Consider the following 11748-nt stretch of genomic DNA (forward strand, 5'->3'; position numbering starts at 1 on the left):
CGCTTTCGCTGTGCGGCGCAGCGGACGGCGCTCAGCGGTACACCGGGCCCACCCAGGTGGTGCCTTCGCTGGCGCTGGCATAGGTGCGCCAGCGCCGGCGCACGACGGTGTCGTGGGTGCGGGTGGTGGTGCGCAGGAACGGGGTGACCAGGGTCGAGCGTGCCTGCACCCGCGCCGAGCGCTCGTCCGGGGCGATCTCGATGCTGAGGATGGTGTGGCTGTATTCGTAGCGCTTGCGGCGCCCGTCGGCGCTGCGCAATTGACTCAACACCTTCACCGTGTCCGCGGCGGCATCGCAGGCCTGCGCCTTGTCGGCGGTGACGCGCTTTTGCTGGTTCTCGTGGCGCACCAGCATCGACCGGGCGAAGCCCTCGTCCAGCAACGCACAGAACGCCTCGTGGTCCAGCGCCTCGAAGGCGCGCTGCTCGCGCAGGTACAGGTCCCGGACCTGCGCCTCGTCGATCGATTCGCCGCCGAAGCGGTACACGCACGCGGCAGCGACCAGAACCGCCACCAATACCAGTGCCCTCATGCCACGTTCCTTGTCGCGCCGCCCCCTGCGGCGGGCATCAGTGTAAGCGCTGCTACGCTGGCGTGTCTCCCTCGGTTCCCCGATACCCGTTTCTACCAATCGCCGCCAATACGCCGCTGCGCAGCGTCGCCTTCCCGGCCGAGTTCGCCGACGCGGCGCTGTTCTTCGCCTCGCCTTGCGCGCGCGCGATGACCGGCAGAACCTGGTGGTGGACGGCGGCCTGGTGCGGGATTGTGCGCGAGGCCTTCGCCTCGGCGAAGGCGCCCGCCGGCGCGGCGCCGCTCAGCGCTTGTTCGGCGACGGGCCGCAGCTGTCGCAGCCGCCGCAGGCGCCGCTACCGGCACTGGCCGCAGGTGCGATCTTGCGGCCCAGCGCCTGCAGCCAGGCCGGGCGCCCTTCGCGCAGCAGCGGCAGCGCCACCGCCACCCGCAGCCGGCGCGCGGTGCCCGGGAACTGCTTCTTCAGCACCACCCAGGCGCTGACCAGCACCGCCAGCGCGATCACCGCGTACTGCAGCAGCAGCGACATGGAGTCGGACATGGCTCAGCCGGCGCCCAGCGCCACCGCGACCTGGTAGGTGACCAGCGAGGCCAGGTACGCCAGCGCGAACAGGTAGAACGCGGCGAAGCTCATCTGCTTCCACGAGTTGGTCTCGCGCTTGATCGTGGCCAGCGTGGAGATGCACATCGGCGCGTAGATGTACCAGACCAGCAGCGACAGCGCGGTGGCCAGCGACCAACCGTCGCTGATCAGCGGCGACAGCGCCTGCGCGGCGGCATCGTCGTTGGCCTCCGACAGCGCGTACACCGTGGCCAGCGACGCCACCGCGACCTCGCGCGCGGCCAGGCCGGGGATCAGCGCGATGCAGATCTGCCAGTTGAAGCCGAGCGGCGAGAACACCGTGGTCATCGCATGGCCGATGCGCCCGGCGAAGCTGTAGTCGATCGCCGGCAGCGTGGCGTCGGCCGGCGCGGCCGGGAACGACAGCAGGAACCACAGCAGGATGGTCAGCGCCAGGATGATGCCGCCCACGCGCTTGAGGAAGATCGCCGCGCGCTCCCACAGCCCCAGCGCCAGGTCGCGCAGGTGCGGCACGCGGTACGACGGCAGTTCCAGCAGCAGCGGGTGCTCGCCCTTGTCGCGGCGCCACTTCTTCATCGTCCACGACACCGCCAGCGCGCTGGCGATCGCGGCGAAGTACAGCCCGAACAGCACCAGGCCCTGCTGGTTGAACACGCCCCACACCTGCTTCTGCGGGATGAACGCGCCGATCAGTAGCGCGTACACCGGCAGCCGCGCCGAGCAGGTCATCAGCGGCGCGACCAGGATGGTGGCCAGGCGGTCGCGCGGGTCCTGGATGCTGCGCGTGGACATGATCCCCGGTACCGCGCAGGCGAAGCTGGACAGCAGCGGGATGAACGAGCGCCCGGACAGGCCGGCGGCGGACATCATGCGGTCGAGCAGGAACGCCGCGCGCGGCAGGTAGCCCGATTCCTCCAGCGCCAGGATGAAGGCGAACAGGATCAGGATCTGCGGCAGGAAGATCACCACCCCGCCGAGGCCGGCGATGATGCCGTCGACCAGCAGGCTGTTGAGCGGCCCTTCCGGCAGCGTCGATCCGACCCACCCGCCCAGCGCGCCGGTGCCGGCGTCGATCAGGTCCATCAGCGGCGTGGCCCAGGCGTACACCGCCTGGAAGATCAGGAACATCACCACCGCCAGGGTCAGCAACCCGGCGACCGGGTGCAGCAGCCAGCGGTCCAGCGCGTCGTCGACGCGCGAGGTGCGCGTGGGCATCGACACCGCCGCGGCCAAGATCCGCCGCACCTGCTGGTGGTAGTCGCCCTGCCCTTCGGCCGGCGCCACCGCCGGCGGCAGCGCCGGGGCCAGCGCGTCGAGCCGTTCGACCAGCGCCCTGGCGCCGTTGCGGCGCACCGCCACGGTCTCGATCACCGGCACGCCGAGCGCGTCCTCCAGCGCCTGGCGGTCGATGCGGATGCCGCGGCGCTGCGCGGCGTCGGCCATGTTCAGCGCGACGAGCATCGGCTTGCCCAGCTCGCGCAGTTCCAGCGCGAAGCGCAGGTGCAGGCGCAGGTTGGTCGCATCGACCACGCACACCAGCACGTCCGGCGCCGCTTCGCCCGGGTAGAAGCCGCGGCACAGGTCGCGGGTGATCGCCTCGTCCAGGCTGGCCGGATGCAGGCTGTAGGCGCCGGGCAGGTCGAGCACGGCGAAATCGCGCCCGGACGGCGCGCGGAACCGGCCCTCCTTGCGCTCGACGGTGACGCCGGTGTAGTTGGCGACCTTCTGCCGGCTGCCGGTGAGCTGGTTGAACAGCGCGGTCTTGCCGCAGTTCGGGTTGCCGACCAGGGCCAGGCGCAGCGGCACGGCGTCGGCGCTCATGCGGCGGCCTCCGCGTCGCGGCGCACCTGCACCCGCGCCGCCTCGCTGCGGCGCAGCGCGAAGCGGGTGTAGCCGACCTGGACCAGCAACGGCTCGCCGCCGACCGGGCCGCTCGCCAGCACCTGCACCTGCTCGCCCTGGACGAACCCCAGCTCGCGCAGCCGGCGCGCGATGGCGTCGTTGGGCTGGCGGTCGTGCACGGTCTCCACGGTGGCGATACTGCGCAGCGGCATGTCGGACAACGTCACGGAACGTTCCGTCGATAAGAATGGTTATCAATTGTAGCATCGCCGCATCGCGTCATGGCGCCGCCGGCCGCGCTCGCTATCATCGGCGTATGGCTTCCGTTATCCCTCATGTACAAGGACCGCCGATGGGCGAGGCGCTGCTGTTGGAACGCTCGGGCAAGGTCCTGACGCTGCGGCTGAACCGGCCCGAGGTGCACAACGCCTTCGACGCGGCGCTGATCGCGCGGCTGACCGCCGCGCTGGAGGAGGTCGGCGCCGACCCCAAGGTCAAGGTGGTGGTGCTCGCCGGCGCCGGCGGCTCGTTCTCGGCCGGCGCCGACCTGCAATGGATGCGTTCGATGGCCACGGCCAGCGAACAGGAGAATCTGGACGACGCGCTGGCCCTGGCGCGGCTGCTGCGCACGCTCGACGAGCTGCCCAAGCCGACCGTGGCGCGGGTGCATGGCGCCAGCTTCGGCGGCGCGGTCGGGCTGATCGCCTGCTGCGACATCGCCATCGCCTCCACCGACGCCCGCTTCGGGCTCAGCGAGAGCCGCCTGGGGCTGCTGCCGGCGGTGATCTCGCCGTACGTGATCGCCGCGATCGGCGCGCGCCAGGCGCGGCGCTGGTTCGCCAGCGCCGAGGCCTTCGACGCGGCCACCGCCACCCAGATCGGGCTGGTGCACCAGGCGGTCGCCCCGGCCACGCTGGACGCGGCGGTGCAGCGCCAGGTGGAACTGCTGGGCCAGGCCGGCCCGCTGGCCGCGGCCGGCGCCAAGGCGCTGGTGCGGCGGGTCGCCGCCGGCGGCGATGCGGCGACGCTGGACCGCGACAACGCCGCGCTGATCGCGCGGCTGCGGGTCTCGGCCGAGGGCCAGGAAGGGCTCAGCGCGTTCCTGGAAAAGCGCCCGGCGAACTGGATCGGCTTCTGGTGAACCCGCTCGACCACATCGGCCTGCGCTGCCGCGACCTGGACCGCAGCCTGGCGTTCTACCGGCCCGCGCTGGCCGCGCTGGGGCTGGTCCAGGTGATGGAGGTCACTGCCGAACAAAGCGGCGGCGCGCGCCACGTCGGCTTCGGCCGCGACGGCAAGCCCAGCGTGTGGCTCAGCGACGGCGGCAGCGGCGCCGGCGGCCTGCACCTGGCGCTGGTCGCGCCCAGCCGCGCCCAGGTCGACGCCTTCCACCGCGCCGCGCTGGCCGCCGGCGGCGGCGACAACGGTGCGCCGGGACTGCGCCCGCACTACCACCCCGATTACTACGCCGCGTTCGCGCTGGATCCGGACGGGCACAACCTCGAGGCGGTCTGCCACCGGCCCGAACCGGCCTAGGCCTGCCGACGCCATTGGCCGGTTCGCGCCGGATACTGCGTAGGCTGTGGTTTGGGGCCCGGCAAAGGGCGGACCACCCTCGCTCACCACAGGAGTAGCCGTGACTTCCATCCTGCCGTCCCGCGCCGCCGCCGCGGCACCTGCATGCCCGGCGCAACACGGGCGGCGCCGATGAGCGATTCCGTGCGTCTGGTGGAAGTGGGCCCGCGCGACGGCCTGCAGAACGAGAAGACCCACGTCGCCACCGCCGACAAGATCGCGCTGATCGAGCGCCTGGCGCGCTGCGGGCTGCGCAGCATCGAGGCCACCAGCTTCGTCAGCCCGCGCTGGGTGCCGCAGATGGCCGACGCCGCGCAGGTCTACGCCGGCATCGCGCAGGCGCCCGGCGTGGACTATCCGGTGCTGGTGCCCAACCTGCAGGGCTACGAGCGCGCGCGCGAAGTCGGCGTGCGCGAGGTGGCGGTGTTCACCGCCGCCTCGGAGACCTTCAACCGCACCAACACCAACGCCGGCATCGACGAGTCGATCGAACGCTTCCGCCCGGTGCTGGCGCGCGCCGCCGCCGACGGCGTGCGCGTGCGCGGCTACGTCTCCACCGTGCTCGGCTGCCCGTACCAGGGGCAGGTGCCGCTGGCCGACGTGGTGCGCGTGGCGGTGCGGCTGCACGCGCTGGGCTGCTACGAGATCTCGCTGGGCGACACCATCGGCGTCGGCACCCCGGGCAAGGCGCGGGCGATGCTGCGCGCCGTCGCCGCCGAACTGCCGATGGCGGCGCTGGCGGTGCACTTCCACGACACCTACGGCCAGGCGCTGGCGAACATCGCCGCCTGCCTGGAGGAAGGCGTGCGCGTGGTCGACGCCGCGGTCTCCGGCGCCGGCGGCTGCCCCTATGCCAAGGGCGCCAGCGGCAACGTCGCCAGCGAGGACGTGGTGTACCTGCTGCACGGCGCCGGCATCGCCACCGGCATCGACCTGGACGCGCTGGCCGCCACCGGCCGCTGGCTGGCGGCCAAGCTCGGCCGCGCCACCGGCAGCAAGGTCGGCCAGGCGTTGGCGGCCTCATGAGCGCGCCCGGCCCGCGCACCGACGTCGGCGGGCCGGGCGCGCCCTGCGCCGCGCCGGCGCTGCTGGCCGAACTGGACCGCGCGCGGGCCGCGGCCGCCGATGCGGCTACCCGCCAGCTGCTCGAACGCGCCGGCGCCGCCCTGCTGGGCGCCCTCGCCGAACGCGACGTGGCGCAACGGCGCTACGCGGCGCTGTTCGACGCGGTGCCCGACCCGGTCAGCATCCTCGACGAGCACGGCATCGTGCTCGACCTCAACCGCGCCGGCGTCGCCGCCTACCAGCGCCCGCGCGAGGCGATCGTCGGCCAGCCGATCGAGACGCTGAACCCGGACCTGCCCAAGGACCACCTGGAACCGGTGTGGGACTGCCTCAATCGCGGCCAGACCTACGTCATCGAAGTCACCAACATGCGCGGCGATGGCAGCCGCTTCCCGGTGGAAGTGCATTCGGCCGGGTTCGAGCACCAGGGCGCGCGCTGCATCGTCGCGGTCGCGCGCGACCTGAGCGGGCGCTGGCAGGCCGAATCGCGCTACCGCCTGCTGATGGAGTCGATCGACAAGGGCGTGCTGCTGTTCGACCGCGAAGGCCGCATCGTCTCGGCCAATCCCGCCGCGCACCGCATCCTCGGCGTCGGCCACGGCGAACCGTTGACCGCGCTGATGCAGGCCGAGGACTGGATCACCGTCGACCAGCACGGCCGGCGCATGCCGCAGGACGAATGGCCGATCGTGCGCGCGTTCCGCAGCGGCCAGATCATCCCCAGTACCACCATCGGCCTGTACCACCGCCCGCGCGGGCGCATGGTGTGGATCTCGGCCACCAACGTGCCGGTGTTCTCGTCCGGGCGCGCGCAGGCCGACCACGTCTTCACCCTGTTCAGCGACATCACCGAGCTCAAGCGCGACAACGCGCTGTTCGAGCGCGCGCAGTCGCTGGCGCACATCGGCGGCTGGGAGTGGGACCGCAGCCAGCAGCGGCTGTACCTGACCGAAGAGACCCAGCGCATCCTCGGCCAGCACACCGCGCCCGACAGCATGGCCGCGCTGCTGGCCAGCCTGCGCGGCGTGGACCAGCGGCGGCTGGAAGCGGCGCTGCTGGAAGCGGTCGAGCGCCAGGCCGGGTTCGAACTGGAACTGCAGGGCCAGCGCGGCGACGGCCATTCGTTCTGGGTGCGGATGATCGGCGAGGTGGAGGCCGGCGACCTGTCGGCCTCGCGCATCGCCGGGACCATGCAGGACATCACCGAGCGCAAGCAGGCCGAGGAGACGCTGCGCATCCAGGCGCGCACCGATCCGCTGACCGGGATCATGAACCGCGACGCGGTGCTGGGCGACCTGGACGCGCGCCTGGCCAATCCCTCGCACGCCATGGCCGCGGTGCTGTACATCGACCTGGACCGGTTCAAGACGGTCAACGACGTGCTCGGCCACAACGCCGGCGACGAACTGCTGATCGAAGCGGCGCGGCGCATCGCCACCGCGGTCGGCACCGAAGGCCTGATCGCGCGCTTCGGCGGCGACGAGTTCCTGGTGATCTGCGACGCGCGCGACGTGCCCGAGCAGCCGCAGCGGCTGGCCGAGGCGATCACCGGTGCGTTCGCCGAGCCGTTCCGCTTCGGCAGCGACGAATTCTCGGTGACCGCCAGCATCGGCATCGCCCGCGCGCCGCAGGACGGCACCCGCCCGCAGCAGCTGATCCAGAACGCGGACATGGCGATGTACGACTGCAAGCGCCGCTCGCGCAACGGCTGGCAGGCGTTCAGCCCGGAACTGGCGCAACACCAGCAGGACCGGCTGCAGATCGAGACCCAGCTGCGCCGCGCGGTGGACCAGCACGAGTTCCGCCTGGTCTACCAGCCGCAGGTGGACCTGCGCCATGGCCGGGTGATCGCCGCCGAGGCGCTGATCCGCTGGCAGAACCACCAGCTCGGCGAGCTGCGCCCGGACCTGTTCATCGGCCATGCCGAGAGCACCGGCGACATCGTGCGCATCGGCAACTGGGTGCTGCACGAAGCCTGCCGGCAGATCCGCCAGTGGCTCGAGCAGGGCCTGGGGCTGGTGCGCGTGGCGATCAACGTCTCCTACCGCCAGTTCGTCGGCGAGGACCTGGCGCAGAACGTGCGCGGCGCGCTGGAGGCGTTCGGCCTGCCCGGCACCGCGCTGGAACTGGAATTCACCGAGCGCGTGCTGATCGAGGACGCGCCGGCCACGCTGCGCACCTTCGCCGAGCTGCGCGAGATGGGGGTGATGCTGACCATCGACGATTTCGGCGAGGGCTACAGCGCGCTGAACTACCTGCGCCGGCTGCCGATCCACGGCCTGAAGCTGAGCCAGCTGTTCGTCGAGGGCGTGCCCGGCAACCGCTCGGACGTGGCGGTATGCGAGGCGGTGTGCGGCATCGCCCGCAGCCTGGGCCTGGGCCTGGTCGCCGAAGGCGTGGAATCGGAAGCGCAGCGCCGGTTCCTGCTGCGCATGGGGGTGCCGGTCGGACAGGGCTTCCTGTTCGCCCCGGGACTGTCGCCGGACGAGTTCGCGCGACGGCTGGGCTGAGCGCGGACCGCGCCAACGCCTTCCTCCGCGCCCGGCGGCACGAGCTCAAGTCCTGTTTTCGCGAGGCTTAGCGCGCCTACGCCAGGCCGTACGGCAACTCGGCGGTGGAGAACACGCGTTCGCCGACCGCCTCGCCGCGCAGGAAGCGCAGGCCGGCGTCGATCACGCCCGCGTCGCCGACGATGCGATGGTGGCCGAGCCCGACGGTGTTGAGCAGGCGCGCCCCCGGCCAGTAGCGCGCATAGCGTTCGCCTTCGTCCCACGGCACCTCGCCGTCGGCGAGGTCGTGCACGACCAGCGCCGGCGTGGCCAGGCCGGGCCCTATGTGCTGCGCGGCGACCGCGGCGAACGACACCCCGGCGCGCGCCTCGACGGCGCGGTGGAACGCCGGCAGCGCCGGCCGGCCCAGACCCAGCAGGCCTGCGAAACGGTCGGTGGCGGCCAGCGCGTCCGCCGGCGGCGCGACCAGCACGACGCGCCGCGCGTGCACGCCCTCGGCCAGCGCCAGCACGATCGCCGCCGCGCCCAGCGAGTGCCCGATCACGCCGTGCAGCGGACCCTGCCGCCGCGCCACCTCGGCCAGCACCCTGCCGAATCCCGGCAGCGTGGCGTGGCGCCCGCTGCTGCGTCCGTGCGCGATCTGGTCGAAGCTGACCACCGCGTAGCCCTGCGCGCGCAGGCGCGGCAGCCACGGCAGCACGCGCAGACCGAAGCTCGACCAGCCATGGGAGAACAGCAGCAGCGGCTGCGTGGCCGGATCGCCCCAACGGTACAGCGCCACCGTCTCGCCGTCGATCTGCAGGCTGTCCAGTTCCGCGCCGTGCAGCGGCGCGGCCAGCGCGCGCTCGCGGCTGTCGCGCAGCGGCCGGGTGAACAGGCGTTCGACATGGCGACCGGTGCGCTGCGGCAGCACCCAGCCGCCGATGCCGAACGCCAGCCGCAGGCACTGCAGGCGCACTTCGTCCAGAAAACGAACGGTCGTTCTTTTTTTACGGGCAACGGCAACCATCGTGTTTCTCCATTCGGACCGTCAGGGGATGTAACGTTGCAGCAGCGCTTCCATCGCCCGTTCGGCGCGCGCGAGCACCTCGTCGGCGCCGAACAGGCGCAGGTCGTGGTGGCAGGCCAGCGCCACCGCATAGGTCTCGAAGGCGATCTGCGCCGCGTCGCTTTCCGAACGCAGGTCGCCGGCATCGATGGCCATCTGCGCGCAGCGCTGGATCTCGCCGCGCAACTGCCGCTGGTAGGTGCGCACGCGCTCGCGCAGCGGGCCCGGCTTGTCGTCGAACTCGCTGGCCGCGGCCATCAGCACGCAGCCGCCGGTCTTGCCCATGTCGCGCAGGAATCGCAACCAGTGCCGGGCGATGGCGCGGAAACGCGGCAGGCCGCGACGCTCGCGCAACGCCGGGCGGAACACCTGTTCGGTGAACTCCTCCGACGCCCGGTCGAGGATGCACAGCTGCAGATCTTCGCGCGTGCCGAAATGGGCGAACACGCCGCTCTTGGACATGCCGGCCAGCGCCGCCAGGGCGCCGATGGTCACCCCGTCCAGCCCTTCGGTACGCGCCAGCGCGCAGCCGGCGCCGACCAGACGTTCGCGGGTGAGATCGCCCTTGCGGGGTTGCATGCTCATGTCGGCATGAAAACACGAACGGTCGTTCGATTCAAGGCACCGGCGTGCCGCGCCCACGCCGGCCCGGCGACGCTGCCGGCGCGACGGCGCGCAGGCTAGAATCGCCCCCTTCCTCTTTCGGAAGCGTCCGGCATGCAGCTTCCCGACATCCGCGCCATCGTCACCGGCGGCGTTTCCGGCCTGGGCCTGGCGGTGGCGCAACGCATCGTCGCCGACGGCGGCAAGGTCGCGCTGTTCGACATCGACGACGCCAAGGGCGCCGCCGCGGTCGTCGCGCTGGGCCAGGCACAGGCCCGCTATTTCCGCACCGATGTCGTCGACGAGGCGCAGGTGGCGGCCAATGCCGATGCCGCGCGCGCGTTCCTGGGCGGGCTCAACGCGGCGGTCAACTGCGCCGGCATCCTCGGCGCCGGCCGCGTGCTGGGCAAGGAGGCGCCGATGCCGCTGGCCACCTTCCGCGGCACGGTGATGGTCAACCTGGTCGGCAGCTTCAACGTCGCCAAGGCCGCTGCCGCGCTGATGCAGCACAACGCGCCGGACGCGGACGGCGAACGCGGCGCGATCGTCAACACCGCCAGCGTCGCCGCCTACGAAGGCCAGATCGGCCAGGCCGCCTATGCCGCCTCCAAGGGCGGCGTGGTGGCCATGACCCTGCCGATGGCGCGCGAACTGGCGCGCTTCGGCATCCGCGTCAACAGCATCGCCCCCGGCATCTTCTGGACCCCGATGGTCGACGGCATGTCCGAGGCGGTGCAGCAGTCGCTGTCCGCGTCGATCCCGTTCCCGGCACGGCTCGGCCGTCCGGAGGAATTCGCCGACACCGTCGTGTTCGCGCTGCGCAACCGCTACCTCAACGGCGAGGTCATCCGCCTCGATGGCGCGGTGCGGTTGGCGCCCAAGTAGCCGGGAGTTGGGAATAGGGAACCGGGAATCGCAAGGCGCATCCCTCCCCCTGATCCTCGCACGCCGGCTTACCCTTTTCCATTCCCTATTCCCTATTCCCATGAAAGCCAACGAAATCAAGAAAGGCAACGTCGTCGAATACAACAACGGCGTCTATCAGATCCGCGACATCGAGCGCAGCTCGCCGCAGGGCCGCGGCGGCAACGTGCGCTTCCGCTTCGTCATGTACAGCGTGCCGGGCGGCAACAAGCTCGACGCCAGCTTCGACGGCGACGACGACCTGCGCGAGGTGGAGCTGATGCGGCGCCTTGCGACGTTCTCGTACAAGGACGGCGACGCCTTCGTGTTCATGGACGACGAGGACTACACGCCCTACACCCTGGACGCGGACGTGGTCGGCGACGACGCCGGCTACATCACCGAGGGCCTGACCGGCATCTACGTGCAGGTGATCGACGACCAGCCGGTGGCGGTGCAGCTGCCGCAGAGCGTGGCCCTGGAAGTGGTCGAGACCCCGCCGGAACTGAAGGGCGGCACCGCGACCAAGCGGCCGAAGCCGGCCAAGCTCAACACCGGTATCGAGATCATGGTGCCGGAGTACATCGGCACCGGCGAGCGCGTGCTGGTCAACACCACCACCGGCGAATTCGCCGGCCGCGCCGACTGACCGTGCCGCGCCCGCGCGCCCTCGCCTTCGTCGTGGCCGCGGCGCTGGCGGCGCCCTGCACGGCGCCGGCGGCCGAACGCGCGCCGGCGAAGGCGGCGACGTGCACGATTCCCGCGGAAGTGGCGCCGGAGCACCAGCCCGGCTTCTGCCAGATGCCGCCGGACGTGCGCGCCTTCGTCGCGCGGCAGGACACCTGCGAGCATTTCGCCGGCGAGGAGCCGTACGACGCCGAGCGCCGGCGCGAGCTGGACGCGGCCATCGACGAGTTCTGCAGCGGCAACGACGCGACCTGGACGCGCCTGCGCGAACGCCACCGCCACGATCCGCAGCGCGCCGCATGGCTGCGGCGCTACGGCGAGGACGCCGGGCTGGACCTGCCCGGCATGGAGCCGCGCTGACGCCTGCGGGAAGCGGCCGGCGCCTTGGCGGTGCGTGGCGT

At 71.9% G+C, this 11748-nt stretch carries 13 protein-coding genes; 7 read left to right on the forward strand and 6 right to left on the reverse strand.

Annotated elements, in window-relative coordinates:
- Positions 1–31 precede the first annotated feature (31 nt).
- The 4 genes from JR065_RS12130 to JR065_RS12145 form a co-directional block, all read right to left on the reverse strand.
- On the reverse strand, positions 32–532 hold the full coding sequence (locus tag JR065_RS12130) for a nuclear transport factor 2 family protein (protein ID WP_206234471.1): 501 nt from the start codon (positions 530–532) through the stop codon (positions 32–34).
- Positions 533–814: 282 nt separating this feature from the next.
- The gene (locus JR065_RS12135; protein WP_206234534.1) at positions 815–1060 is read right to left on the reverse strand and encodes a DUF6587 family protein; all 246 of its coding nucleotides are present in this window, start codon (positions 1058–1060) and stop codon (positions 815–817) included.
- A 15-nt stretch (positions 1061–1075) separates the two neighbouring features.
- Entirely contained in the window at positions 1076–2935 is a 1860-nt protein-coding gene (gene feoB / locus JR065_RS12140; RefSeq protein WP_206234472.1) for a ferrous iron transport protein B, read from the reverse strand.
- The gene (locus tag JR065_RS12145) at positions 2932–3183 is read right to left on the reverse strand and encodes a FeoA domain-containing protein (protein WP_206234473.1); all 252 of its coding nucleotides are present in this window, start codon (positions 3181–3183) and stop codon (positions 2932–2934) included. The genes feoB and JR065_RS12145 overlap by 4 nt, the downstream gene beginning before the upstream one ends.
- Before the next feature lie 125 nt (positions 3184–3308).
- Between JR065_RS12145 and JR065_RS12150 the strand changes: the two genes are divergently transcribed.
- The 4 genes from JR065_RS12150 (at position 3309) to JR065_RS12165 (ending at position 8106) form a co-directional block, all read left to right on the forward strand.
- Positions 3309–4097: an enoyl-CoA hydratase-related protein gene (locus JR065_RS12150; RefSeq protein WP_206234475.1), complete on the forward strand. Its 789-nt coding sequence runs from the start codon at positions 3309–3311 to the stop codon at positions 4095–4097.
- The gene (locus tag JR065_RS12155) at positions 4094–4492 is read left to right on the forward strand and encodes a VOC family protein (protein WP_206234476.1); all 399 of its coding nucleotides are present in this window, start codon (positions 4094–4096) and stop codon (positions 4490–4492) included. Before JR065_RS12150 ends, JR065_RS12155 begins: the two co-directional genes overlap by 4 nt.
- Before the next feature lie 171 nt (positions 4493–4663).
- Positions 4664–5557 (forward strand): hydroxymethylglutaryl-CoA lyase, encoded by an 894-nt coding sequence (locus tag JR065_RS12160; protein WP_206234477.1) that lies wholly within the window; start codon positions 4664–4666, stop codon positions 5555–5557.
- Entirely contained in the window at positions 5554–8106 is a 2553-nt protein-coding gene (locus JR065_RS12165; protein WP_206234478.1) for a sensor domain-containing protein, read from the forward strand. The genes JR065_RS12160 and JR065_RS12165 overlap by 4 nt, the downstream gene beginning before the upstream one ends.
- Before the next feature lie 76 nt (positions 8107–8182).
- On the opposite strand, the gene JR065_RS12170 is transcribed toward JR065_RS12165, so the two are convergent.
- On the reverse strand, positions 8183–9115 hold the full coding sequence (locus tag JR065_RS12170) for an alpha/beta fold hydrolase (RefSeq protein WP_206234479.1): 933 nt from the start codon (positions 9113–9115) through the stop codon (positions 8183–8185).
- A 21-nt stretch (positions 9116–9136) separates the two neighbouring features.
- A complete protein-coding gene (locus JR065_RS12175) occupies positions 9137–9739 on the reverse strand; it encodes a TetR/AcrR family transcriptional regulator (RefSeq protein WP_206234480.1) in 603 nt (200 codons plus the stop codon).
- Between the two features lie 132 nt (positions 9740–9871).
- Here JR065_RS12175 and JR065_RS12180 point away from each other — a divergent pair, with 132 nt between their 5' ends.
- The 3 genes from JR065_RS12180 (at position 9872) to JR065_RS12190 (ending at position 11707) form a co-directional block, all read left to right on the forward strand.
- Positions 9872–10642, forward strand: coding sequence for an SDR family oxidoreductase (locus tag JR065_RS12180; protein WP_206234481.1), 771 nt, complete (start codon positions 9872–9874; stop codon positions 10640–10642).
- Between the two features lie 100 nt (positions 10643–10742).
- On the forward strand, positions 10743–11309 hold the full coding sequence (yeiP, locus tag JR065_RS12185; protein WP_206234482.1) for an elongation factor P-like protein YeiP: 567 nt from the start codon (positions 10743–10745) through the stop codon (positions 11307–11309).
- Between the two features lie 2 nt (positions 11310–11311).
- The gene (locus JR065_RS12190; RefSeq protein ID WP_343237266.1) at positions 11312–11707 is read left to right on the forward strand and encodes a hypothetical protein; all 396 of its coding nucleotides are present in this window, start codon (positions 11312–11314) and stop codon (positions 11705–11707) included.
- Positions 11708–11748: the final 41 nt, after the last annotated feature.

This window comes from Xanthomonas sp., assembly GCF_017163755.1.
GTDB lineage: Bacteria > Pseudomonadota > Gammaproteobacteria > Xanthomonadales > Xanthomonadaceae > Xanthomonas_A.

Coding starts and splice junctions, on each gene's coding strand:
- JR065_RS12130 (WP_206234471.1), bottom strand. CDS start 532: ATGAGGGCACTGGTATTGGTGGCGGTTCTGGTCGCTGCCGCGTGCGTG.
- JR065_RS12135 (WP_206234534.1), bottom strand. CDS start 1,060: ATGTCGCTGCTGCTGCAGTACGCGGTGATCGCGCTGGCGGTGCTGGTC.
- feoB (WP_206234472.1), bottom strand. CDS start 2,935: ATGAGCGCCGACGCCGTGCCGCTGCGCCTGGCCCTGGTCGGCAACCCG.
- JR065_RS12150 (WP_206234475.1), top strand. CDS start 3,309: ATGGGCGAGGCGCTGCTGTTGGAACGCTCGGGCAAGGTCCTGACGCTG.
- JR065_RS12160 (WP_206234477.1), top strand. CDS start 4,664: ATGAGCGATTCCGTGCGTCTGGTGGAAGTGGGCCCGCGCGACGGCCTG.
- JR065_RS12165 (WP_206234478.1), top strand. CDS start 5,554: ATGAGCGCGCCCGGCCCGCGCACCGACGTCGGCGGGCCGGGCGCGCCC.
- JR065_RS12170 (WP_206234479.1), bottom strand. CDS start 9,115: ATGGTTGCCGTTGCCCGTAAAAAAAGAACGACCGTTCGTTTTCTGGAC.
- JR065_RS12175 (WP_206234480.1), bottom strand. CDS start 9,739: ATGAGCATGCAACCCCGCAAGGGCGATCTCACCCGCGAACGTCTGGTC.
- JR065_RS12180 (WP_206234481.1), top strand. CDS start 9,872: ATGCAGCTTCCCGACATCCGCGCCATCGTCACCGGCGGCGTTTCCGGC.
- yeiP (WP_206234482.1), top strand. CDS start 10,743: ATGAAAGCCAACGAAATCAAGAAAGGCAACGTCGTCGAATACAACAAC.